General features: G+C 69.3%; 21 protein-coding genes and 1 pseudogene. 10 read left to right on the plus strand and 12 right to left on the minus strand.

Annotated elements, in window-relative coordinates; all coding sequences use genetic code 11:
- Positions 1-8 precede the first annotated feature (8 nt).
- From ACAX67_RS10210 to ACAX67_RS10225, 4 genes are read right to left on the minus strand one after another with little or no spacing between them, the layout of a single operon-like run.
- Complete coding sequence (locus tag ACAX67_RS10210; protein ID WP_370703739.1) at positions 9-1,139, minus strand: serine hydrolase domain-containing protein; 1,131 nt, start codon at positions 1,137-1,139, stop codon at positions 9-11.
- A 43-nt stretch (positions 1,140-1,182) separates the two neighbouring features.
- Entirely contained in the window at positions 1,183-2,175 is a 993-nt protein-coding gene (locus ACAX67_RS10215; protein ID WP_370703740.1) for an SDR family NAD(P)-dependent oxidoreductase, read from the minus strand.
- A complete protein-coding gene (locus ACAX67_RS10220; protein WP_370703741.1) occupies positions 2,172-3,422 on the minus strand; it encodes an NAD(P)/FAD-dependent oxidoreductase in 1,251 nt (416 codons plus the stop codon). The genes ACAX67_RS10215 and ACAX67_RS10220 overlap by 4 nt, the downstream gene beginning before the upstream one ends.
- Positions 3,415-3,714 (minus strand): sigma-70 family RNA polymerase sigma factor, encoded by a 300-nt coding sequence (locus ACAX67_RS10225; protein ID WP_370703742.1) that lies wholly within the window; start codon positions 3,712-3,714, stop codon positions 3,415-3,417. Before ACAX67_RS10225 ends, ACAX67_RS10220 begins: the two co-directional genes overlap by 8 nt.
- A 59-nt stretch (positions 3,715-3,773) precedes the next feature.
- On the opposite strand from ACAX67_RS10225, the gene ACAX67_RS10230 reads away from it, so the two are divergent.
- On the plus strand, positions 3,774-4,640 hold the full coding sequence (locus ACAX67_RS10230) for a DICT sensory domain-containing protein (protein ID WP_370703743.1): 867 nt from the start codon (positions 3,774-3,776) through the stop codon (positions 4,638-4,640).
- Between the two features lie 6 nt (positions 4,641-4,646).
- Here ACAX67_RS10230 and ACAX67_RS10235 read toward each other — a convergent pair whose 3' ends face one another.
- The gene (locus tag ACAX67_RS10235) at positions 4,647-6,107 is read right to left on the minus strand and encodes an oligosaccharide flippase family protein (protein ID WP_370703744.1); all 1,461 of its coding nucleotides are present in this window, start codon (positions 6,105-6,107) and stop codon (positions 4,647-4,649) included.
- A gap of 321 nt (positions 6,108-6,428) precedes the next feature.
- Between ACAX67_RS10235 and ACAX67_RS10240 the strand changes: the two genes are divergently transcribed.
- Both ACAX67_RS10240 and ACAX67_RS10245 read left to right on the plus strand, forming a co-directional pair.
- Positions 6,429-6,848, plus strand: coding sequence for a hypothetical protein (locus tag ACAX67_RS10240; RefSeq protein ID WP_370703745.1), 420 nt, complete (start codon positions 6,429-6,431; stop codon positions 6,846-6,848).
- A gap of 391 nt (positions 6,849-7,239) precedes the next feature.
- Positions 7,240-8,346, plus strand: coding sequence for a tyrosine-type recombinase/integrase (locus ACAX67_RS10245; protein WP_370703746.1), 1,107 nt, complete (start codon positions 7,240-7,242; stop codon positions 8,344-8,346).
- Positions 8,347-8,440: 94 nt separating this feature from the next.
- On the opposite strand, the gene ACAX67_RS10250 is transcribed toward ACAX67_RS10245, so the two are convergent.
- Positions 8,441-9,619 carry an IS110 family RNA-guided transposase gene (locus ACAX67_RS10250; protein WP_370703747.1) on the minus strand — a complete coding sequence of 393 codons (1,179 nt, stop codon included), beginning with the start codon at positions 9,617-9,619 and terminating at the stop codon, positions 8,441-8,443.
- 269 nt (positions 9,620-9,888) lie between these two features.
- Between ACAX67_RS10250 and ACAX67_RS10255 the strand changes: the two genes are divergently transcribed.
- Positions 9,889-10,140 carry a hypothetical protein gene (locus ACAX67_RS10255; protein ID WP_370703748.1) on the plus strand — a complete coding sequence of 84 codons (252 nt, stop codon included), beginning with the start codon at positions 9,889-9,891 and terminating at the stop codon, positions 10,138-10,140.
- An 800-nt stretch (positions 10,141-10,940) separates the two neighbouring features.
- On the opposite strand, the gene ACAX67_RS10260 is transcribed toward ACAX67_RS10255, so the two are convergent.
- From ACAX67_RS10260 to ACAX67_RS10280, 5 genes are all read right to left on the minus strand, one after another.
- Positions 10,941-11,231 (minus strand): hypothetical protein, encoded by a 291-nt coding sequence (locus ACAX67_RS10260; protein WP_370703749.1) that lies wholly within the window; start codon positions 11,229-11,231, stop codon positions 10,941-10,943.
- A gap of 3 nt (positions 11,232-11,234) precedes the next feature.
- The gene (locus ACAX67_RS10265; protein ID WP_370703750.1) at positions 11,235-11,534 is read right to left on the minus strand and encodes a hypothetical protein; all 300 of its coding nucleotides are present in this window, start codon (positions 11,532-11,534) and stop codon (positions 11,235-11,237) included.
- A 643-nt stretch (positions 11,535-12,177) separates the two neighbouring features.
- Entirely contained in the window at positions 12,178-12,966 is a 789-nt protein-coding gene (locus ACAX67_RS10270; protein WP_370703751.1) for a hypothetical protein, read from the minus strand.
- 4 nt (positions 12,967-12,970) lie between these two features.
- Entirely contained in the window at positions 12,971-13,846 is an 876-nt protein-coding gene (locus ACAX67_RS10275; protein WP_370703752.1) for a DUF2705 family protein, read from the minus strand.
- Positions 13,843-14,763, minus strand: coding sequence for an ABC transporter ATP-binding protein (locus ACAX67_RS10280; RefSeq protein ID WP_370703753.1), 921 nt, complete (start codon positions 14,761-14,763; stop codon positions 13,843-13,845). Before ACAX67_RS10280 ends, ACAX67_RS10275 begins: the two co-directional genes overlap by 4 nt.
- Before the next feature lie 113 nt (positions 14,764-14,876).
- Between ACAX67_RS10280 and ACAX67_RS10285 the strand changes: the two genes are divergently transcribed.
- From ACAX67_RS10285 to ACAX67_RS10305, 5 genes are all read left to right on the plus strand, one after another.
- Positions 14,877-16,370: a hypothetical protein gene (locus ACAX67_RS10285; RefSeq protein WP_370703754.1), complete on the plus strand. Its 1,494-nt coding sequence runs from the start codon at positions 14,877-14,879 to the stop codon at positions 16,368-16,370.
- Positions 16,367-17,053: a response regulator transcription factor gene (locus tag ACAX67_RS10290; protein ID WP_370703755.1), complete on the plus strand. Its 687-nt coding sequence runs from the start codon at positions 16,367-16,369 to the stop codon at positions 17,051-17,053. Before ACAX67_RS10285 ends, ACAX67_RS10290 begins: the two co-directional genes overlap by 4 nt.
- Positions 17,050-18,441, plus strand: coding sequence for a sensor histidine kinase (locus ACAX67_RS10295; protein ID WP_370703756.1), 1,392 nt, complete (start codon positions 17,050-17,052; stop codon positions 18,439-18,441). Before ACAX67_RS10290 ends, ACAX67_RS10295 begins: the two co-directional genes overlap by 4 nt.
- Before the next feature lie 870 nt (positions 18,442-19,311).
- Positions 19,312-20,076, plus strand: coding sequence for a GVDTG sorting domain-containing protein (locus ACAX67_RS10300; protein ID WP_370703757.1), 765 nt, complete (start codon positions 19,312-19,314; stop codon positions 20,074-20,076).
- Entirely contained in the window at positions 20,076-20,735 is a 660-nt protein-coding gene (locus tag ACAX67_RS10305) for a class F sortase (protein WP_370703758.1), read from the plus strand. The genes ACAX67_RS10300 and ACAX67_RS10305 overlap by 1 nt, the downstream gene beginning before the upstream one ends.
- Positions 20,736-20,841: 106 nt before the next feature.
- Here the strand turns inward: ACAX67_RS10305 and ACAX67_RS10310 are convergent.
- A pseudogene (locus ACAX67_RS10310) lies at positions 20,842-22,006 on the minus strand (IS3 family transposase).
- A 431-nt stretch (positions 22,007-22,437) separates the two neighbouring features.
- Here ACAX67_RS10310 and ACAX67_RS10315 point away from each other — a divergent pair.
- Positions 22,438-24,177: an IPT/TIG domain-containing protein gene (locus tag ACAX67_RS10315; protein WP_370703759.1), complete on the plus strand. Its 1,740-nt coding sequence runs from the start codon at positions 22,438-22,440 to the stop codon at positions 24,175-24,177.
- Positions 24,178-24,369: the final 192 nt, after the last annotated feature.

A 24,369-nucleotide genomic window follows, 5' to 3' on the forward strand; every position in this document is an offset into this window, starting at 1 on the left:
TCCTGGGGTCAGAGTCGGTCGACGCACGAGAACGCGGTCCGCAGGTAGGCGTCGGTGCGCGGTGAGGCGAGCAGGTGCGAGGCCATCCGGTTCGGCGTGTAGGCCACCGTGGTCCGGGAGTCGAGGGCGTTGACGACGACGGCGCCGCCGTACCCGCTCCACCAGCAGGTGCGTCCGCCGGGCACCGCGGGGGCCGACGGCGTCGGCAGCCCGAACCCGATGCCGAACGTCACCGCCTGCAGCAGCACCTGGTCGGGGCCGTCGGCCTGCACGTCGAGGATGCGCTCGATCGTCGTCTCCTGGAGGAGTCGCCGGCCGGCGTACTCGCCGCCGTGCGAGACGACGGCCTGCACCTGCGCGACGCCGCGCGCGTTGCCGTGCCCGCCGACCGAGCCCACGGCGCCGCGCCGCCAGGCGGCGGTGTTGCAGACCGCCGGCACGAGCAGCGGGTTGGCCATCGTGCGCAGCAGGAAGCTGTCCGGCGGCAGCTGCGAGTAGTCGACGCCGGAGGGCGGCGGGGCGATCAGGTCGGCGCAGCGGTGCTGCTCCTCCTCGGGCACCCCGATCATGAAGTCGGCGCCGAACGGTCCGGCGACGTCCTCGCGGAAGACGTCGGCGAGGGGGCGGCCGGCCGCCCGCCGTACGAGGCCGTCGAGCAGGTGGCCGTGGTCGACGATCTGGTACGCCGACCGCCCTCCCGGTGCGCACCACGGCTCCTCGTCGGCCAGCCAGTCGGCGGCACGCGCGCCGGCGAGCAGGTCCTCGACCGTCACCGGACGGCTCCAACCAGGCACTCCGCTCGTGTGCGAGAGCAGGTGGCGCACGAGCACGCCGTCCTTGCCGTGGGCGCCGAACTCGGGCCAGTAGTGCGCGACCCGCTGGTCGAGGTCGACGATGCCGCGATCGGCGAGCACCAGCACCGTCAACGCGGCCATCACCTTGGTCACCGACCACGTCATCACGACGGTGTCCGCACGCCACGGGACGCCCGGCCGGGCCTCGCCGCCCCACAGGTCCACGACCAGCTCGCCGTCGTGGACGACCGCGACCGCGGCACCGGCGTCGATCCCGTCCGCGAGGTTGCTCGCGAGCAGGTCACGCAGCGGCGCGAAGCCCTCGGCGCACGATCCGTCGACCACGCGGCCACCCTAGCGGCCAACTAGAACATGTTCTAGCGCTCTCTCAGCCGAGCTCCGGCAGGGCGGCGCGGACCCACTCCCACATCGCCTGGCGCTCCTCGTCGCCGGCCGCGGTCGCCGACCGGTAGCTGGTGGGCCGCGGCACGCGGTCGTGCCAGAACAGGCCGGCCGGCGGCGGGGGCTCGGTCGCGGCGAGCCACACGACGGTGTCGGCACCCTGGCGGCCGGTCCTGAGCAGCGGTCGGGTCAGCAGCCGGAAGACCGGGAGCGACGTCGCGACCCCCGGGGTGTCGGCCCACCCTGGATGCATCGCGTGCACCGCGACGCCGTCACCGGCGAGTCGCTCCGCGAGGACCGGGGTCAGCTCCACCTGGATCCGTTTCGACCGCGCGTAGGCCGTGGCGCCGCGGTAGGTCCCGGCGAGGTACTCCGGATCGTCGAGCGGCAGCGGCTGCGCGTACATCCCTCCCGACGAGACGAGGACCACCCGCGCACCGGCCTCGCTGCGGCGGAGCGCAGGACGCAGCAGCTCGGTCATCAGCACCGGCCCGAGGACGTGGGTCGCGAGCGTGAGCTCGTGGCCGTCGGCCGAGGTCTCGCGCGCGGCCGGCAGGGTGCCGGCGTTGTGGACCAGGACGTCGAGGCTGCTCGCGTCCTCGGCGAGCCGCTCCTCGATGTCGCGGGCGAACCGGCGGACGTCGCGGAGGTCGGAGACGTCGCACGCCTCGGCCACCAGGTGCGGCGGGGCCCCACCCTCCTTCTCGAGCCGCGCACGGATGCGCTCGATCGCCGGCCCGACCCGCTCCGTCGTGCGCCCGACGAGGTGCACGGTCGCGCCGAGCCGCGCCAGACCCAGCGCCGTCGCCTCACCGAGCCCGGTGCCGGCGCCGGTGACCAGCGCCCGTCTGCCGGCGAGGCTGCCCGGCGCGGGGTCGTCGTGCGAACCGAGGCGGCGGAGCAGGTAGCCGAGGTTGGTGTAGCCGCCGACGAGGCTGCGGTCGAGGACCTTGTCGAAGGCGGACTCGCGGCGGCTCATCGCGACGCTCCCGCGTGCTGGCGCAGCACCGATCGCGCCACCCGGCCGCCCGAGACCAGGGCGCCCTGGATCGAGCTGGTGTCGCGGTGGTCGCCCGCGACCCACACCCCGCTGCCCTCGCACCAGGTCGGCTTGCGCAGCTCCAGCGGAGCCGGCATCGCGGGGAGGGCGCGCGGGACGTGACGGGTCGCCACCAGCTCCCAGTCCGCGTCCGGCGCCTCGTGGAGCTCACGAGCGACGGCCTCGGCGGCGCACGCGTCGAGCCGCGGGCCCCCGTCGGTGTGCAGCACGGAGGTCGAGACGAGCGCGCGGCGCCCGTCGCCGTACTCAGGAGCGCTGGCGGTGAGGACCACGCTGTTGACCACCCCCGACCCGTCCGCGTCGACGGCCAGCGTGCCGTCCTGGCGCGCCCACGGCGGGGCGGCGAAGGAGTACGTCGTCACCCCGCGGGGCGACGGCGCCGGCCCGAGGTCGGGCACGAGCCTCGTGGCGGTCCACCCGTCGGTCGCGACGACGACGGCGGACGCATCCAGCTGCCGGCCGTCGGCCAGCACCACCGCGGTGCGGTCGACCGCGGCGACGGGCGTCTCCAGTCGTACGACGCCCGTCGGCAGCTGGTCGGCGATCGCCTCGGGCAACCGCTGCATGCCCTCGGCCGGCACTGCGGAGTCGCCCCTGGCGAAGAGCCGCATCATCAGGTCGGTGAAGACCCGCGACGTCCGGACGTCCGCGTCGAGGACCACCCCCGCCATGAACGGCACCAGCACGTCGGTCACGACCTGGTCGGGCAGACGCTCGCGCCAGGCCTCGGTCGCGGGCAGGTCCTGCCGGACCTTGATCGCGGCGGGCGAGCTGACAAGGAGCCCACCCGCGTAGCGGGCCAGCGCGACCTTCCCGCGCAGGCCGGTCGCGCCGGACGTCGCTGCGCGGACGGCGGCGGTGGGCGAGGTCAACGGATGGGGCACGGCCCGGACGACGCCGCCGCTCCGCACCCGCACCCCGCGCGGGAACCCGCGCAGCCGGAGCGCCCCCAGGTCGACGAACGCGCTCAGGGCGGGATAGGCGGTGTTGAGCACCTGGAAACCGCGATCGACCTGGAAGCCGTCGACCTCGTCGGTCACGATGCGACCACCGACCCGGTCGGCCGCCTCGAGCACGAGCACCGACCGGCCGGCACGGGCGAGGTCGCGAGCACACGCGAGGCCGGCCAGGCCGGCGCCGACGACGACGACGGGCCGCTCAGGCACAGGCCGCTCCGTCCCCGTGGAGCATGCGGACGGGTGCGGCACGGCGCGCGGGCGCGACCGGCAGCGAGAGCAACCACGCCAGGGGCGAGAGCCCGCTCGCGAGGTGCGCGCCCGCCCTGCGCCACGCCTCGACGAACCGCGCGGCGGCCGCCTGCTCGGCGGACTCCGCCTCTCCCGCACGCATCAGCTCCAGCCGGTAGACCGCGACCCGGGTCGCGTCGTAGAAGCGCAGGAAGGCCCACTGGTCGCCGCCGGCGGAACGCAGCAGCAGCTCCGCGAGATCGTCGTCCATCGGCCCTCCCAATATCTCAACACTATTTCTCCACGCCTTGTTTAAGTTAGGGTGCGAGCATGAACCACAGCGAGGGCATCGCGCAACCCCGGGCGGCGCTGACGATCGGCGGCCTGGCCGAGCGCACCGGCCTGAGCCCCGCCGTGCTCCGCATGTGGGAGACGCGGCACGGCTTCCCCGCGCCGCAACGGCTCGCGTCCGGGCACCGGCGCTACTCCGAGGACGACGTCGCGCTCGTCCGTCAGGTGATCCGGCGCAAGGAGGCCGGGGTGCGGCTCGAGGTCGCGATCGCCGAGGCGGCGGCCACCCAGGCGCCGCCGGCCCCGTCCGTGTTCGCCGAGCTGCGGCGCAAGCACCCGACCTTGGTCACCCACCGCCTCCGGAAGTCGACCCTCATCGCACTGTCATGGGCGATCGAGGACGAGTGCTGCGCGGTTGCCGACCGGCCGGTGCTCTTCGGCGCCTTCCAACGCGGCGACTTCTACCGACCCTCGGCTCCGCGGTGGACCGAGCTGGCGCGGGTGGCCCGTTCCGCCATCGTGTTCGCCGACGCCTGGGACGCCGCCACGGACGAGGCGATCGGGCCGGTGCGCGCGACGCTGGCCAGCGACGCACCGCTACGGCGGGAGTGGGCCGTCGTCTGCGACGCACGGGACTCCACCGCGTGCCTGTCCGCCTGGGAGCTCCCGGGGCAGTCGACCGTCCCCGACCGGCAGCGCGTCTTCGAGGCCGTGTGGACCGTCGACCCGGTCGCGGTGCGCGACGCGGCGCGGGTCTGCGCGTCGGTCGCCGCCGAGGCCGGGGTGCTCCCGGCCCGACCGCTCCTCTACGAGCTCGCGGACGCACCCGCTCCTCGCGTCACGACGCCGACCGGTGTCACCGCCCTCTTCAACCGCGTCGTCGCCTACGTCGACCGGCTGGCGTGATCCCGGTCACCGCGCCGGGCCCGCCGGCACGCGCCGGCCGCGAACCTTCGCGACGAGCTCGGCGAAACCGGCCGGGTCGATCCATCGCGAACCCAGCACCCACAGGACGAGGAAGACCGCGGCAGCCGCCGGGAGAGCCAGGGCGACCGACGGCACGGCCTCGACGACCACCCCGGTGACCGCGGCGGCGACCACCACCACGGCCAGTGGCCGGACCGCGACGATCGTCCCGGTGATCCGGGTGAGCGCCGTGGTCACGATCAACGCCCGCAGCAGGAAGGCGAGCGTGGTCGCGACGGCCGCGGCCGTGAGCCCCCACACCGGGATCAGCCAGAGGTTCAGGCCGACGTTGAGCACGAGCGCGGCCACGCTGGCGAGGCCGACGACCGGGTCGGGCCGGAGGGCGAGGAGCATCGACGCCGAGAGGTGCGCGATGCCGAAGAAGAGCGGCGCGGCCGCGAGACCGAGCAGCAACCCCCGGTCGACGTACGCCTGGCCGAAGAGCAGGCTGACGAGGTCCTCGCCGCGCAGGGCCAGCACGACGCCGTACGGCAGGTAGGCGGCGCAGACCACGACCAGCGAGCGCTGCGCCCAGGCTCGCATGTGCTCGGGGTCGTCGGGCCGACTCGCGACTACCGGCACGTAGGCCCGCGACAGCGTCCAGCTCACGAAGAGGACGGACTCGAAGATGCGGTAGCTCGCGCCGTACACACCGACGGCGTTGGTTCCGATCAGCACGCCGATCAGCGCGGCGTCGAGGCGGAAGACGCCCATCGACGCGATCGAGTCGAGTGCCGTCACCGGCGCCGCGCGGACGACCATCCGGATCTCCGGCATGCTCCCGCGGATGCGCGGACGCGCGCCTGCCCGCCGCGCGGCGACCTGCATGGCGGCGACACCGACCGCGGTCGCGACCAGGTAGCCGAGCGCGGCGAGCTCACCGTCGCGCGAGACGACCAGTGCCCCGACCGAGAGCCCGAGCGCGGAGAACCGCTGCACCACGAGCACGACGGCCGACAGCTCCTGTCGCTGCCGGGCTCCGCAGGCGGCGCGCGCCGCGTCGCTGAAGGTGTCGAGGAGGCAGGCGGCGACGAGGTAGAAGACCGCCGAGGCGTCGTCGAGGTTCATCATCTCGAAGACCACCACCGTGGTCGCTGCCATGACGACGACGGACAGGACCGCCCGGATCGCGATCAGGGCGCCGTAGCACCGGTCGAGCAGCTCCGGGCGCGCGCTCCCGATCTGGACGACCCGCTCGTCGAGGTCCAGGGAGGACAGCACGGCCAGGAGGAGACCGAGGCTGAGCCCGAAGGAGAAGACCCCGAACTCCGCGACCCCGAGCAGCCGCGCCAGGAGCAGCAGCGTGAGGAAGGTCGCGACCTTCCCCAGCAGCTCCGACGCCCCGAGCGCGACCACTGCGAACCCGGCACGTCGCAGGACGTCAGGGTGTTCGGCGACCTCCGTCATCGGTTCCCCGCTGGGCGGAACCACGACCGCACCACTCCCTCCTGCACAACATCGGCGGGCCACACGTGGGCACCCCTCGGGCGGCGCGGATCCACGCGCCTCTGCAACTGGTGCACGGTCGGGGGGCGGTTGATCCACCGGACGACGATCCGACGCCGTTGCGGGCAGCGACTCGCCGGAGCTCTCGAGGGCCGGCTCGAGCACGCCGCGCTCCACCGACCGGCCTCATCAAGGATTTCTAAAACACAGTTCTCTTGACACAACAAGTGCCCAGATCTAATTTGAAAGAACTTTCATTTTAGATAGGCGAGGAGAGCTCCCATGACGACAGCCACTACCACCGACTCCACCATCGGCGCACGTCTCGGCGCGGAGCGCGCGTTCCAGCTGCTGCGCACCGTTTTCACGATCGCCCCGATCGCCTTCGGTCTTGACAAGTTCTTCGACCTGCTCATCGACGACTGGGCTGTGTACCTCGCGCCCTGGGTCAACGACATCGTGCCCGGGAGCGCCCACCAGGCGATGCTCTGCGTCGGCGTGATCGAGATCGTCGCCGGCGTCGTCGTCGCGGTCGCCCCTCGCTTCGGCGGGCCGCTCGTCGCCTTGTGGCTGGCCGGCATCATCCTCAACCTCGTGACCATGGGTGAGTTCTACGACGTCGCGCTGCGCGACTTCGGCCTGCTGGTGGCTGCACTCGCCCTGACGCTGCTCGCCTGGGACCGCCCCAAGGTCTCGGCGTGAGCATGGCTGCGCGATCAAGCCGCGGTCGCCGCGATCACCGACGGACGTACCGAACCGCCAGGGACACGGCGCGCTGAGCGGGCCGAGGCCGCCGGAGACCTACTTCGGTACGTCGGTCGGCGCTCGGAGCGGAAATGCCAGTGGCGGCTTCCGGATCTCTCCGTATGCCGCCTCTGGATCTGGTAGCGGGGGCAGGATTTGAACCTGCGACCTCTGGGTTATGAGTTATGTGTCAGCCCAATTCTCGCACTCGCGCTCAGCGGTCCTGGACAGTAAACTCCCAGGTCAGAGGCACAATTCCGTTCCATCGACATCCACAGCCGTCCAGGCTCGTCGATGCCGGACTTGCCTACAACCAGCCCACCAAGGGTCTTCTCGGGAGGTATCACGAATGGCGTGGGTGCTCGAACGAACCGGCGCAGACGGCACCAGGTACATGGGCGTCTACCGCGACACCGACGGCCGCAAGCGATCCGCCGGATCCTTCACCACCCGCCGCGACGCCCAACGCGCCGCCAACCGCGAAGAGCAAAAGGTCCTAGCCGGCACCTGGCACGACTCCTCCCACGGCGAGATCACCTTCCGCGCCTACGTAGAAACCGAATGGCTGCCGAACAAGCACATCGAGGCCTCCACCCGAGCCGCCTACATCTCCTACCTCAACAAGCACTTCTACCCCTACCTCGGCGACCGGCGCCTCAACCGCATCTCCCCCTCCCTCGTCCAGGACTGGGTCGCCCACGCCCGCGACCAGGGACTCTCGCCGCGCTCGATCCGCAAGTACCACGTGATGCTGTCCTCGATCTTCGCCCGCGCCGTCAAGGACCGGGTCCTGGTCTACAACCCCTGTGACCACACCGAGCTGCCCAAGGTCATCACCCGCAAGACCCGCACCCTCACCCCCGACGAGTACACCCGCCTTCTCGCCGCGATCCCCGACCAGCACCGGCTCATGGTCGAGACCCTGATCGAGGCCGGACTGCGGTGGGGCGAACTCGTCGCACTCAAACCCCGCCACATCGACTTCCTCCGCCGATCACTCACGATCGAGGAGACCATCGTGGAAGTCTCCAAGCGCCACTCCCCCACCGGCCAGCGGTACCTGGTCAAGCCCTACCCCAAGGACAACGAACCCCGAACCTTCGGCGTCCGCCAAGCATGGCTCGACGCCATCGCCGCATACATCCAGGCCAACGGGATCGGGCACGACGACCTGCTCTTCCCCACCAGAGCCGGCACCCCGATCTCCCGCAACACCTTCCGCACCCGCATCTGGCTGCCCGCCGTCAAAGCCTCCGGCATCGACTACCCCGTCCGGGTCCACGACCTCCGCCACGCCCACGCCTCCTGGCTCCTCGCCGGCGGCGCCGACCTCAAATCAGTGATGGAACGCATGGGCCACTCCCAAATCCAAACCACCCAGAAATACCTCCACACCCTCCCCGACACCGATCAACGCAACCTCGACGCCCTCAACCGAATCCAGAACCGTCACTAACCCCACCCCCACCCGTCACGAGCGCTGACCACTCGCAGACGCACCGCCGCCTGTCAGCGCATGCCCTACTGCCCGCTAATGGCTCCCTTCTGTGTCAAGACACCTTCGGGAGCGCGGGTTTAGGGTGCTGGGTGGCGGGTCCGTGGAGTGGCTTGTCCGAAGAGCCGGCGTTGGGATGTAGGCCGGTCGCGCTGGAGTCAGAGTCGCGTCCCTGTTGCCCTCCCGGGCCCGTCGCTGTGTGCGCGGCGAGGTCGGCGATGAGGGTTCGGTAGATGGTGTCGGAGAGTCGTCGTTTGAGGCAGCGCATGGCCTCACCGGAGGTCTTGCCGGCTGCCTTCTTACGGTCGTAGTAGGCGCGGCCTTCGGTGGGGTTGCGGAGCTGGACCGTGGCCATGATGTGCAGTGCTCTGTTGATCTGCCGGTTCCCGCCGCGAGACAGCCGGTGCCGGACGTTGTCGCCAGAAGAGGCGTCGATCGGGGCGGTGCCGGTCCAGGAAGCGAAGTGGTTGCGGTCGGGAAAGCGGGTCACGTCGCCAACCTCGACCAGCAACCGAGCCGCGCCGGCGGGGCCGATGCCGTGCAGATCGAGCAGTCCGGTGCGGGTTGCTTGGACCAGCTCGGCGAGTTCCTTATCTGCGGCCTTCTTGCGCTGATAGATCCGCTCCAGGTCAGTGACCAGCTCGGCGGCCACGCGCTTGCGGGTCTTGCCGACGATGTCGCGGGGTCGCACACCGGTGAGGAGTCGCCTGGCTTGAGCTGCGGAGAGATCCTTCTTCGCGCCGCCGGGGATCAGTTCGAGCAGCAGAGCGTGCAACTGGCTGATCTTGCGCGTGTGTTCCTCGCCGAGGGATCGTCGGCGATCCACGAGCAGGCGGAGGACCTCGAGCTCTTCGTTACGCACGACGGGTCGCAGTCCGCTCATCCTGGTGCCGACCAGTGCGACGGAGTGGGCGTCGGTGGCGTCGGTCTTGCGTCCCTGACCGGTCGCGAACACGCGTGTGCGGGCCGAGAGCTTGGGTGGCACGTCGATGACTTCCTCACCGTCGGCGACCAGCCGCATGGCGATGTGGCGGCCGATCCCGTTGCAGCCCTCGATCGCCCAGACCCTGTCTTTCCACTGGCTGACCGCGGCCAGCATCGAGCGGTAGCCGGTCGTGTCGGTGGCGAACCGTTCACCGCCAACAACGGCCTCATCGGCCGTCATCACCTCGATGGTCACCGACCGTTTGTGCGGGTCCATCCCGATCACGACCCGCTGCTCGACTTCCGACATTGATGTCCTCCGTCCTGAGATCCGACTAGGTCGGGTCAGGAGGGCACCGCTGCTTCGAGCAGAGCAATCCCTTCTTGAGCCACTCCCGCCCTTGCGGTGGTCGGGGATGCGCAGGCCATTAGAGAGCCACACCCCGAAGGTGGGCAGCCGAATAGAGAGCGACAAGCCCGACCACCTCGACCGAGCCTCGTCAGCCCCAGTCGTGCGGTCAATGAAATAAGCAGCCGATTAGCGGACGGCAGGCCGCCCGGCGACCCTAGGGTGACCGCATGGCAGACGTTGAGTTCGACGCGGACGGGGTCAGCCTCCGCTTGTCCAAGGAAGAGTGGTGGTTCGTGACCTCCGCGATGGGTTACGTGCTTCACGGGAAGCGAATGCAGGACCACGACTTCCGCAACATCCTCATGGCGGCACCGGAAGACGCCGAACTGCTGCACGAACATCTCCGTGCAGCCGAAGTCGCAGCGCGGATCGCAGGAAGCCACTGGGCTCCTCGACCTGGCCCCCGCTCGGGCTGGTAGTCCGACCCTCACACGCTACTGCCGCTCGGCGTGCGCGGTTGCCGAGTAGCGTGCGATCGATGGGAACGAGCCGCATTATGAGTCGGTGAGCCGAAACATGGTGGAACGTCGGTCGGCTTCAAGCCGTCGTAGAGGTATGCCAAGACGTAGCGCCTGGTTGCCTGTGCTGGCAAGTGCGCTGATTCTGCTCGGATGCTCCAACGACACTGAGCCCTCGGACCTACGGAGTGCGTCACCGTCGAGCACGTCCGGATCCGAAGTCACCAAGACGGTCGACTCAGCCGGGGACGTTGAACTGACGGGGCATTGGCAACTCGAGAGCGCCCAACTTGGCGAGCGCTCTGTCTCGATACCGGATGAAGTCAGCGTTTCGTTGGTTGTCCGAGGCAGGCGAAACCTTGCATCCGTCCACTGCAACTTCGCTTCCTTCGCGGTCCGCGTCGACGGCACCATCGCATCGTTCACCCCTGACGATGCACCCGTTCCCGTTCTGAGTTGCTTGGCTCCGAGTGAACCGCCACCCGTTACGGCACGGGACTACTTCGTTGCACTCTCTGCCATTGACCACGCGGAGCGGACGCCCGGCGGACTGGTCCTAACCGGGCCGGATGTCACTCTCATCTACCGACTGGAAGGCAACTGACGCAGGACGTCCGCTACTGCCGCTCGGCGTGCGCGGAGCTCGCACGCTACTGCCGCTGCGCGTGCGCGCGGAGATCGCACGCCTCGACCGCTCTGTGTGCACGGGCGTACACAGCTGGGCCGGTGCCGCGCTGTGGCGACAGTCCGACGCCTCCCCGTCAGTCGTGCGCGATCAAGCCCATGACGCCGAGCGCGACGATGCAGCATCCGAAAATGACGTAAGTGGCCCGCCACGCGCGGTCGGACAGCAGCCGGTGGAGAAGGACCTCTGTCAGCCCGAAGGCGCGAGCTGGCTTGCCCGCCATCGCCGCCAGGATGCCCGACCCACCGATCGCGATGACGAGGGTGCTTGCGGCGAACCACGCGTCAGCGATAGCGGCAGCAGTGCCGAGGACGACAACTACCAAGAAGATCACTACGACGATGACCTGTCCACGGGTTCTAGCCATGAGTCAGATCCGCTGCGCCACTTCGAGGGCACCGAGGATGAGCAGCACCGTCCCCACGACGCCCAGATAGCCCGCTGTCGCAACCTTGTCGCGGCTGTAGTCGCCTCTGGACATTCGGTCGAGCCTCCGCGCGGCGATCCAGAAGAACAAGCCGAACATCGCTGTCACGAAGACCCCGGCGATCGCCTGACCGAAGTCGTGATGAATGGCCGAGGCAAGGCTTGCGAAGAACGCACCAGCAGTGAGCAGACCCCAGAAGATGACCCGCATCGCGTTCAGAGCGTTAGGGAACGTCCAGTTCACGTGAGTTAGATACCCGTCAACTCGACACTCTTACGCAGGGGCGTCTCCATCGTCGATGCAAAGAGCGATAGGAGGTGAGTCCACGGCCATGAGTAGCCTGCGGCTGCCCACGAACACCCCCTGCTCGTGGTAAGAGTCGACCGCCACGAAGCCGCCGACTGGGACGAGCCTGATCGATCTTTGAGCCGTCACCTGACCGCGGTGTCGCACGCTACTGCCGCTCGGCGTGTGCGCTCGTGCCGAATGTGGAGCGAGGCCCACTTCAGGCCCTTTGGCGGTGGATACGACGGTAGGGATGCTGGTCACGCACGTACCAAACGACCCACGTCGCCGGGAACACCACTCCTGCGACCACGGCATGCAGCACGGCCATCCCACGTCGCTGAGCGCCATGACGGGTCAGGAACATGAGGGGGAGCACCCCGCAGACCAGCAAGAGGATGAGGACGACCAACACCACAACATTGTGGTTGCTGCCGGGCGCAGCCGCTACCCCAAGCGCCCGCTACTGCCGTCCGGCGTGCGCGCGGAGCCGCTGTCCCGGGCACACTCAGTCGCTGCTGGTGCAGCCAAGTGGCCAGTTTCGGCGGGCCCAGTTCAGTCGCACTCGCGGAGGTGACTGTCGCCGGCGACTCCTCCTGATCTACGACTGTCCGTTTTGGACGGGAAGCGTGGAAGGCGAGGACGGTCCCACACCGGTTGACGGCGTGACCGTGTACGCGACCTCCTTCGTTCCGGCCGGCAGCGGGGTCGGGAAGGTGAGGATCTTGGTCGACTCCTCCTTCATGTCAAAGGACTGGGTGCCGAGAACCGTGGCGCCTGCCTTCGCAACCACCGTGCCGGCGCAGCCGTCGGCGCCGGTGCCGCAGCCCAGTTGGACGCTCGCACGACCCTGCTGGTCCGGGGTGACGCTCGTGCTGGTGATGCTGACGAGCGACGGGAAGGAGTTGCCGGTCGGTGTGTCGTCGCTGCTGGGGTCGAAGCACCCGTCGAACTCGAAGACCGGGTTGGTGACTTCGCGACCGCGCTTGTCGGTGATCATGAGGTAGCCGGTGAGCTTGGTCGACCCAGATGCGGTGTAGCAGCCGTTGCTGTGCACGTTGAGCTCGAATTTGCCGTAGCCCTCCGGTGGCATGGGCACGTTCGGGTCCTTCCAGCTCATCAGGCAGATCCAGTCTCCGCCCGGCCCGACATCGGTGACGTCGGGCCCGTGCTTGTCGCACATGGCCGTGGCCTGCAGCGAGTCCGGCGTGACCCCCTGGTGTCCGAGGAGCGTGGCCTGCTGGGCGTAGAGGTTGCTGAAGGTCTGGGGCAGCGAGCGCTCGATGCGGGCACGGGTGATGGTGCTGTCACCCCCGGTCGCGAACGCGGCGATGCCGAGCCCGACGACCACGAGGACAGCGGTGATGAGAGCAGTGACGGAACGGCGCATGGGGTCAGCCTCCGGTGATGTCGCGTCGGCGAAGGATGAGGTAGGCGGTGGTCAGGCACGCGACCGACCAGGCCGCGCAGGCCAGCACGCCCTCGACGAGCGGGCCGGTGAAGCGTGGCGAGGCGAGCAGGCCGTGCCACGCCTCGGCGCTGGTGCTGAGCAGGAACGGGCGGACCGCCTCGATGCTGCCGAGTCCGCCGACGAGCTGCATGACCATCGCGATGACGACGGGTGCGGCGATGCCGACCGACGGGTTGCGCGACCACACCGACAGCAGCAGCGCAAGGCACGTGAAGGCCAGGATGGTGGGCAGCAGCGACACCCAGCTGAGGGCGACGAGCCGCAGCGCCGTGGCCGAGGGGATCAGCTGACCGGTCAACCCGGTCAGGTCCTGGTGGCCGCCGACCAGCACGCTCGACGCGATCGTCGAGACGCTGAGCAGCAGGAGGACCAGCACGGCGAAGCCGCACGCGGCGATCGTCTTGGCCCAGAAGACACGGCCCCGCCCAGCAGACCGGGTCAGCACCGTCTTCCACGTGCCGTGGTGGTCCTCGCTCGCGAAGATGTCGCCCGCGACGATCGCCGTCAGCAGCGGAATGGCCCACTGCGCGGCGAAGCCGAGGACGAGCAGCGCCAGCGCGAAGCCGTTCTCGGTGGAGTAGCGACCGAAGAGCGAGTCCTTCGGGGGTCGGGACTGGCCGTGGATGATGACCGCGACCGGGATCGGCATGATCACCGCGGCAGCCAGGACCGCCTTCGTGCGCAGCTGGGCACGGAGCTTGCGGACCTCCCAGCGCAGGGTCGAGCCCAGCCCGGCGTGACGGACGACGTCGCGCGCGGCGACGTGGCCGGCATCGGTCAGGAGCTCGGCGGCGCTCATGCGGCCACCCCCTCGTCGGTCAGCATGAAGAACAGCGCCTCCAGCGGTGTGCGGGTTGGGGTGAAGGAGAGGAGGCCGACGCCGGCGGCGACCAGGGTGCCGACGTACGCCGACACGGCCGCCTGCGGACCGGTGACAGTCAGGCCTCCCTCGCCGCGGACGACGGTGACCGCCGGGTGGGCGCCGGCGAGCGCCACCGCGCGCGGGTCGTCGGTCGTGGCCAGCGCGTAGCCCGGGTCGGGGGCCATCGAGCGCAGGTCGGCGATGGTGCCGTGGAAGGCCACCTCGCCCCGTCGCATGATCGTGACGTTGTCGCAGATCTCCTCGACCTCGTCCATGTGGTGCGACGACAGCAGCACCGTTAGCCCGCTGCCCGCCAGCCGCTTCACCAGGGCGCGCATGTCGCGGATGCCGGCGGGGTCGAGCCCGTTCGCCGGCTCGTCGAGGACGAGGAGGCGGGGATCGCGCAGCAGGCTGGCGGCGACCCCGAGCCGCTGGCGCATCCCGTAGGAGTAGCCGCCGACCTTGTCGTCAGCGCGCTGGGTGAGGTCGACGATCTCGAGCACCTCCTCCAGGCGGCCGCGGGCGTCACCGCCGTCGAGGAGCGCCAGGCCCTTCAGGTTCTGGCGACCGGTGAGGTAGGGGTAGAACTTGGGACTCTCGATGAAGCCCGCCACCCCGTCAAGGGTCGCGATGCCGTGCTTCTCCCAGGAGCGCCCAAACACGCGGATGGTGCCCGCGTCGGGCCGGATCAGGCCGAAGAGCATCCGGAGGAACGTCGTCTTGCCGGCCCCGTTGGGCCCGAGGACGCCGTAGACCTCTCCGGGTGCCACCTGCACGGAGATGTCGTCGACAGCGACGAGCGACCCGAATCTCTTGGTCAGCCCGACGGCGTCGACAGCTAGGTCAGTTGTCATGAGCCGGACGGTAGGAGCTCCGGGATGAAGCGAGCATGAAGACGACCTTCATCCGTGCTTCATGTCCTGGTCCCTAGGTTGCGACACGGTGGGAGCCACTGTCGAGGAGGACCATGAGCCGGAAGGTCGCCACCGGACGTCGCGTGCTGGCCGACCACTGGCCGGTGCTGCTGGCGGCGGCCGTCTGCGTCGGCGCCTGGCTCCCTTTCCTGGACCGCCCGCTGACCAACGACGAGAGCGGCTTCCTGCTGCTCGGGCAGCAATGGGGGCACGGCACCTCGCTCTACGGCAACTACTGGGTGGACCGCCCGCCGCTGCTGATCGGCATCTACGCGCTCGTCGCGCACCTCGTGCCGTTCACCACCTCGGCGCTGGGTCCGCTCGACTCGGGCGTCAAGCTGCTCGGCGCTGTGGCCGGCGGCGTGTCCGTGCTGCTGGCCGGCCGGCTCGCCGACGTGGTCGCGACCGACGGCGTTTGCCGCCGGGCGATGGTCGCGACGCTGGCGGCAGCTCTCCTTTGCAGCCCCCTGCTCGGGATGCCGGAGGCCGACGGCGAGGTCCTCGCGGTGCCGTTCGTCCTGGCCGGTGCCTGCCTCCTGGTCCAATCCCTGCTCCACAGCAAGGGACGCCGTGCGGTCCTGCTCGCCGCGGGCGCGGGCGCCACGGCGACGAGCGCCGCCCTGGTCAAGCAGAACGCGATCGACGTGTTCGTGCTCGCCGCGGCGGCGCTCTTCGTCACCCGCCACCGGATGCCCGGGACGGCGGCGCGCCTCGTCGGGTTCACCACGGGCGCGCTCGCGGTCCTGGCTGCGGCGGTGGCCGCGGCCGCAGCACGGGGCACCCCGGCCCCCGGCCTGTGGGACGCCGTGGTCATGTTCCGGTTGCACGCGGCCCGCGTTGTCGCCTCGTCCGCGACGGCGTCGACGCCGCTGCGGCTCTCGCACCTCGGGCTGGCGCTGGTCGCCAGCGGGGCAGCGCTCGTGCTGATGGTCGCCGCCGCAGCCGTGCTTCGCGACAGGCGCCGCTCCGTGCTCGCGGTCCCGGCACTCGCCTTCGTGGCCTGGGAGGTCGTCGGCGTGCTGGGGGGCGGCAGCTACTGGCTGCACTACCTGACCGGGATGGTCCCCGGGCTGGTGCTCCTCGTCGCCGTCGCGCGCCCGGGTCTTCGCGGCCGCCGGCTCCTGAGAGCCATGATCGGCTACGCCGTCGTGGCCGCCGTCGTCGCGTGGGGGGTGCTGCTCACTACCCCGGTCGTGGCGAGCCAGGACGCGCTGGTCGAGACCTATCTCCGGGCGCACGCACGCCCGGGCGACGGCGTCGTGGTCGCGTTCGGTTGCCCCGACATCGTCATTGGAAGCGGACTGCACAGTCCTTACCCCGAGCTGTGGAGCCTGCCGGTCAAGGTTCGCGACCACCGGCTCCGGGCCCTGCGTCGAGTGATGGCCGGACCGCAGGCGCCGCGCTGGATGGTGGTGTCCGGCACCAGCCTCGCCTCGTGGGGCCTCGACGTGGCACGAGCGCAGCACTACCTGCAACGCCACTACGTTGAGCAGGTGACCTACGGCGACTGGCACGTGTGGCGACGCGGGGAAAGGACCACGGGATGAGGATCCTCGTGGCCGAGGACGACGTCCGCCTGGCAGCGGTGCTCGAGGAGACGCTCCTGGAGGCCGGCTGGACGGTCCACGTGGTCCACGACGGGCCGGCGGCGTACGAACGCCTGCTGGCCGACCCCGGGTACGGCGTCGCGCTGCTGGACTGGATGCTGCCCGGCGGCGACGGCGTCAGCGTCGCCCGCAGGCTGCGCGGGTTGGGCATCGCGACCCCGATCCTCATGCTGACGGCGCGCGGCGACGTCCGCGACCGCATCGAGGGGCTAGACGCCGGCGCCGACGACTACCTTCCGAAGCCCTTCGACCTCGACGAGCTGCTCGCGCGCCTCCGAGCGCTCTACCGGCGGGGTAGCTTCGCCGGCGAGGCGCCTGTGCAGGTGGGCGACCTAGTGGTCGACCCGGTGTCGCGCCGAGTGACCCGTCGGGGCGTGGAGATCTTGCTCTCGGCGCGGGAGTTCGACATCCTCCACCTGCTCGTGGCGAGCACGGGACAGGTGGTCAGCCGGCTCACCATCCTCGACGAGGTCTGGGACGGGGAGACCGACCTGCGCAGCAACGTCATCGACGTGCACCTCGCCGCGATCCGAGCCAAGATCGACAAACCCTTCGGGACCGACACCATCCAGACCCTCCGCGGGGTCGGCTACCGGGTGGACGCACCGCGGGTTCCACAGTGAGCCCGTGGGGAGCCCGGATGGCGCGGCTGCCGCTGCGCCTCAGGCTCGTCGCGGGATTCTCGGTGGCCACCTTCCTCGTCCTCCTCGCCGCGGGCGCATTCGTCTACTGGCGCGTGGAGTACGCCCTCGACCAGGACCTCGACGCCGAGCTGTCCGAGGCGCTCGGGACCATCCAGCCGCTCGTGGGAGCGGACGGGCGCGTAGCCGGACCGGCCGAGGCCGACGCCACCGGCGTGGCGTGGCAGGTGCTCGACGCCGACGGACACGTCATCGACAGCGGCGGAGCAGCATCCCCGGCCAGCTTCCTGGACGCCCGCCGGCTCGCAGGGGTGGGCACGTCGCCGCAGACCTTCGAAGTGGGTGCCTTCCTTCCCGCCTCCCACGCGCCCTACCGGGTGCAGGTGGTCCGTGCGCAGACCGCGCCGGACCACTACGTGCTCGTGGGGGAACGGCGCGACCACCGCGACGAGGCGCTGCGCGAGCTCCTGCTGCAGCTGTCGTTGGCCGGCATCGGCACGCTGCTGGTCACGGCCTTCGTCGGCGAGCGACTGGCCCACGCGGCCCTGCGGCCGGTGGAACGCTACCGCCGCAGCGCCGCAGCCATCGCGACGGGAGGGCCTGAGCGACGGCTCGACGTCCCCCCGTTGCGGGACGACGAGGTCACCCGGCTCGGCCACACCTTCAACGACATGCTCGCGACCCTGGACCGTGCGCTGGAGCGGGAACGGCAGTTCGTCGCGGAAGCGAGCCACGAGCTGCGCACCCCCATCACCCTCCTCAAGAGCCGGGTACAGCTCGCCCGTCGCCGGTCGCGGTCGGTCGAGGAGCACGAACGGATCCTCGGCGAGCTGGAGCTCGACCTCGACCGGCTCGCCCGGCTCGCCGAGCAGCTGCTCCAACTGGCGACGGTCACGGCCGAGCACGAACCGGGCGACATAAGTGCAGTTGCGCGACGGGTCGTCGCGGAGCGTGACGTTGACCTCGAGACCGCGACGACCCACAGCGTCAGGCTCTCCGACGTCAAACTCGAACGCATCCTGACGAACCTACTCGACAACGCAGCGACGCACGGAGCGCCGCCGATCCGCGTGGTCGTCGACCAGCCCGACCCCGGCTGGGTGCGCGTCGTCGTCAGCGACGGAGGTCTGGGGATGACGTCAGAGCTGCTGGCGAGCGCGACGCAGCGGTTCACCCGCGCCGACGAGGCACGGGCACGACCCGGCGCGGGGCTGGGGCTCGCCCTCGTGCGGTCCCTCGTCGAGCAGGCAGGCGGGCAGTTGCGCCTTTGCTACGACGGGAACCACGGCGCGGTGGGCGAGTCATGGCCGGCCGCCTGCCTGCATTCAGGACTGATGACAGTGACGGTGCTCTTGCCGACGGCTCCCTAACCGTGCACGCTGCTGCCGCTCTGCGCGCGCGATCCTGCCGAGTAGAGGTCGCGTCCCTTCACCCGAAGCGCAGGGACACCTCCGGGTGTCCCACCCGCACCGTTCCCCACGAACCGTCGACACGTCTCATCGGGACCGACAGCGAAGCGGTCGATGTTGCCGAGGTCTTGGGTTCCGGATGCATCTGTGGCGGGAGCCGCGCCACTCAGGTCAGCGTCAATCGGCTGGCTGCTGCGCACCGTCAGCCAGCCACCGAGGTAGCAGTGCTGCTCGCCTGCGGCTGGATGTTGGTAGCGCGGGTGGCCCGGGGTCACGACGACCTCAAGGCGGAATGACACGCCGGTCGTCGATGGAGCAACCTCAAGGACCATGAGTCTTCGAGATAGACGCCAGCCAGGTCCGGAAACGCTTCGTGATACTCCACGACCTGAGTATGCCGACCGTCCGCTACTGCCGCTCGGCGTGCGCGGTGTCGCACGCTACTGGACGAGCTTGGGCTCGATTCTCGATTGGATCGAGGCTTGGTACAACCCGGAAGTCGCCGGCACACCAGCCTGGACATGCTCAGCCCTCCGCAGGTCGAGGCCCTTCACAGCACCGCCGAACCGGCGGCGCGATCAACCAACCGAACGTGTCCGGAACCGGGTCAGGCTCTGGCCTCGCCACGACGAAAAGCCCGTTCCCTGTGACAACCGAATCCGCCCATGAACGGGCTACCGCCACGTGCACATCGACGAATGCGAACCACCTCGGGGGCACGTGCCGACCGATGGCACGTCGCCCCAATCCGTTGAGCGTCTCGCCACGAATCACTAGTGCGAGAACTCAGCGGTCGACTACATGGGTCGGCTCCAGGATTGGAGAACAACCATGATGAAACCTGCATTAGCCTCAGCGGCCATCGCCAGCATTGCGCTCGCCCCGTTCCTCGGCATCGCAGCGGCATCTGCCGCCGATGGAGATGCAGTGGCAAATCTCGAGCCGGTCGCCCTCAACGGCGTCCATGCCAGCGGCACCGCGATGGTAGAAGTGAACGGAACCCGAATCGACGTGACGATGGCTGCCAGCGGTCTGCTGCCGGACAACCCGCACGCCGCCCACATCCACTTCGGCGCCGACGCGCGCCACGAGTGCCCGACCGCCGGCGAGGACACCGACGGCAGCGGCACCCTCACCACGACCGAGGGCGGACCCGCCTACGGCCCGGTCGTCGTCGCATTGACCAAGACCGGAGACACCAGCCCCGACAGCACGTTGGCAGTCGACCGGTACGACACCGCCCCCGGGGGCAAGTTGACTTACGAGCGGGGCAGCATTCAGGTCTCCGAAGAGGTTGCCCAAGCCATCGTGGACGGTCAAGCGGTCGTGGTGATCCACGGCGTCGACTACAACGGCGACGGTAAGTACGACGGAGACGCCAAGAGTGACCTCGATCCCAAGCTCCCCACCGAAGCCACCGACCCGGCCATCTGCGGGGTGCTCTCAGCGGCACCGGACGGCGGGGCAGACACCGGGATGGGCGGCACCGCGCAGGGCAACGGAAACAACGCGTTGTACTTCCTCGGCGGTGGTTTGCTCGTGGCCGCAGTCGGTGCTGGCGCCGCATCGCGACGCACGGGTCGCGACAAGCCCTGATGGTCGACCAGGTGCACGGCAACCGTCTCAAGGGGCACCTCCGGACGGTCGCCGTGCTCCTGCTCATAACAGCGGCGCTCACATTGGTCGTGGCAGCGCGACAGTCCGCTACGCCATCATCTGCCCCCCCACCAGCGCCTGGCCGATCTCACCACCGAACATCGCCGCACGCGCACAGCAAACCAAGCGATCAGCCGTCTTTCGGAGCGTTCCTGCCCGGTTCCCGACCGATCGGCTTGTCGATCCCCGGCATCGACGTCGAGGCAAGCAGCATCGTCCCGCTCGACCTGGCCAGCGACGGCACCATCGAAGTGCCCCAAGACCCGCTACTACCGGGCTGGTTCCGCCCAGGGCCCACCCCCGGCCAGCTCGGGCCAGCGGTGATCGCCGGACACGTGGACAGCAGCGATGGGCCAGCGGTGTTCTACCGTTTGGGAGACCTGCGCCCGGGCGATCGAATCAAGGTCAGCCGGGCAGACGGTTCTGTGGCTACCTTCATCGTGGACCGCGTCAAGAGCTATGCCAAGGCCACGTTCCCGACCCGGAAGGTCTACGGTGGTACGTCTCGAGCTGAGCTGCGTCTGATTACCTGTGGAGGAACCTACGACCCCGACTTGGGGTACCTCAGCAACACCGTCGTGTTCGCGAGGCTGGTCTAACAGCGTCGCTGCGACCACCTACGTTCACCCACGGTGGCTTCGAAGCGCCGGTCTCATAGCGTCGGCAACAAGAAGGGGTCTGCTGCGCGAACGGTGCCAGTTTCGGTTAGGCCGCCTTGGTGGCGGTCGGGCTCATGATCAACTCGCATTCGACCGGGATCAACCGGCCAAGCGCGTCTTGGCAACGGCGTCGGTGATCGGTCCCCTCGATCCAGGCAACGATCGCGATCCGCAGGTCCTCACGGGTGTTCCAGTCGTGGCGGTTGAGGACGTTCTTCTGCAGCAGGCTGAAGAAGGACTCCATGGCCGCGTTGTCGCCGGCAGCTCCGACACGGCCCATCGAGCCGACCATGTCGTGGCGGTTGAGCTGGTTGACCAGCTTCCTGGAACGAAACTGCGACGCGCGGTCGGTGTGTAGCACCCGGCCACATCGAAACCGTCCGCGTTGCGGCGGGCGACGGCGCTGTCGAGGGCAGCGACCGCGATCCGCGACTTCATCCGTGAGTCGATGGAATAGCCGACGATCCGGTTGGGGTACACGTCCTTGACCGTGCACAAGTAGAGTTTGCCCTCGCGGGTCCAGTGCTCGGTGATGTCGCTGAGCCACAGGGTGTTCGGGGCCTCAGCGGTGAAGTCGCGCATCACCAGGTCGTCGTGCCCGGTGGCCCGGGCTTCTTGCCGTTACGTCCGCGCTTCTTGCCGAACGCGGACCACCAACCCGGCTCAGAACAGATGTTCCGCGCGTTCCGCTCGGCCATCGGCTCCCCGGTTTCGCGGGTCTCATCGAGCAGGAACCGGTAGCCGAACTCCGGGTCGTCGCGGTGGGAGTCGAACAATGCGTTGGCGCGGCAGGCGATCGTGAGCTCGGCGTCGGTGACCGGGCACTTCACCCAGCGGTAGTAGAGCTCGCGAGCGATCTTCAGCACCCGGCACGTCACCGCGACAGGAGTTTTGTCGGCGGCCAGCTCGCGAACGAGTGGGTACCTAATTTTCCCGGCAGATGAGCCTGCGACAGATACGCGGTCGCGCGGCGTAAGACCTCGATCTCCTGCTCAAGCAGCTTGATCCGCCTGTTCGCCTCACGCAGCGAGTCGGAATCAGGCTCGCCCTGCGAGGCAGCGGACGAGGTCGAGGACTGGCGCTCATCGATCGTGAGCCAGCGCTTCAAGCACGAGGAGGAGCTCCCGAAATCCTTCGCGACCTGAGCCATCCGAGTCGCGGTACACCCGGATCACATCCGCACGGAACTCCTTGAGAAACGGCTTCGGCACGATGCCACCGTTCCACCGCCGACACACATCGACGCAGACGAGATGTCACCTTATCCGTGCAGCAGCCCCCCGGGGCCATCGTCATTTTGGCTAGGAAGAGTCGCTAGCCGACTACAGCGCCTGCGTCGCTCCGCCGTGAGCTTGACGGAGGCAGGTGACATGTAGATCTGCGTCGAGGTGGCGCCTGCGAGGAGATTTTCGTAAAACGGGCGCGGAAGTAAAGAAACTCTGGTTGCATCAGTGGCGTCATCTGGACACGCCAGCTGTCACGAAGCCCGTCGCGCGCGGTGCCACTCCCCCGGCGACCGGCGAATCAGCGTGCTTGCACGCAGGGTGCCCGCGACTCGCGGCCTTGAGAACGAACGGAAAGCCTCCCTATGCGCATCTCCCCCCGTGGTCGCACTCATCTGCCTGTCATCCTCACCGTCGCCTTGCCGGTCGCCTTAGGTCTGACGGCGCCGGAGGCAGCGTGGGCCGACAGCGGCCCGTCGCTGGTGGCGAGCGTGCAGGTCGGCGACAACGGAGCCTTGGGGGTCGGGGTCGATTCGTCCACCCACACCATCTATGCATCCACCCAGTTCGCGGACACGCTGTCGGTGATCGACGGCGCCACCAACACCGTGACTGCCACGATCCCCGTCGGCAGCCGGCCGGGCGCGGTCGATGTCGACCCGACGAGCCACACAGTCTACGTCGCGAACAACCGCGGTCCGTCCGTCTCGGTCATCGACGGCACGACCAACACCGTGACCGCCACCATTCCTCTTGCTCAATCTCCCCAAGGCCTGACCGTCGACCCCACCACCCACACCGTCTACGTCGCCAGCCCCGACGACGGCACGCTCGTCGTGATCGACGGAGACACCAACACGGTCGAGGCGACCGTGCCGGTCGGACTCGGCTCCACCCCCGTTGCAGCGGCGGTCGACCCGTCAACTGAGACCGTCTACGTCGCGAACATCGCCAGCAACTCGGTGTCGGTGGTCGACGCTGCGACGAACACCCTCACCTCCACGATCGCCGTCGGCAGCGGTCCCTTGGGAATCGACGTGGACTCGACGACCCACACCGTCTTCGTCTCCAACGCGTTCGACAACACGCTCTCCGTGATCAACGGCGCCAGCGGCGTCGTGACTGCCACCGTGCCGACGGGGGTGGCCTCGGCCGGTGTGGCCGTGGACCCGACGAATCACCAGGTCTACGTTGGGATCCAGGACGACTCGACACTCCTCGTCCTCGACGGCATGTCCGACACCGTCGTGAGCACGGTGTCATTGGAAGGGTCACCGTTCGCAGTGGCACTCGACGCCACCACGCACACGGTCTACACCGGCAACAGCAACGGCTCAGTCTCGGTGGTCGCTTATCCGCCTGCCATCACCAGCATCTCTCCCTCGTCGGGTCCGATCACCGGCGGCACCGAGGTCACCATCACCGGCACCGGCTTCTCCGCGGCCACGGCTGTGGACTTCGGCAGTGGCCACGTCACCGACTTCACCATCGATTCCGACACCCAGATCACCGCGACCGCGCCACCCTCGACCTCGATCCGTGACCGCCACATCTGGGTCACCACCCCCAACGGTGTCAGCGAGGCCACTTCCAGCGACCTCTTCACTTACACCGGCACCGCACCCGCCATCAGCCGTATCTCCCCCGCGACCGGCCCACTCACCGGCAGCACCGAGGTCACCATCACCGGCACCGGCTTCACCGACACCACCGCCGTCACCTTCGGCACCGCCGGTCCCGCCCAGGACGTCCACATCGACTCCGACACCCAGCTCACCGTCACCGCACCCGACGCAAGCACGGCCGGCGTCCGGAACGTCAGGGTCACCACCTCCACCGGCGGCACCAGCCCCGTCGTCACCGCCGCCCGTTACACCTACACCGCCGCGGCGCCGACCATCACCGACGTCACCCCCGCCACCGGCCCCATCGAGGGCGGCACCATCGTGATCATCACCGGCACCGACTTCACCGACGCCACCCGCGTCGTCTTCGGCAGCGCCGGACGAGCCCTCTTCCACGTCGACTCCCCCACCCAGATCACCGCCACCTCGCCCCAGTCGAACCTCGCCGGGATCCGCAACATCCGCGTCCGCAGCGCCAGCGGAACCAGCCCCACCGTCAAGGCCGACCGCTTCACCTACACCGCTGAGGACTGAGACCGAACTCCTCTTCCCTCAAAGCGCATCCTCCGCACCATCAACCAACGACCCTGACCGGCACCCGTTCGCGCAACCGAGCCGTTCGCAGATCTCAGAGTCAAACGTCCAAGAGAGTCTGGGCGGTTCACTCCGGACGGTTCACATCGACGCAGATCAGATGTCACCTGTCCGTGCAGCAGACCCGACGAT

The sequence above is a fragment of the Nocardioides candidus genome (assembly GCF_041321175.1).
Taxonomy (GTDB): Bacteria; Actinomycetota; Actinomycetes; order Propionibacteriales; family Nocardioidaceae; genus Nocardioides.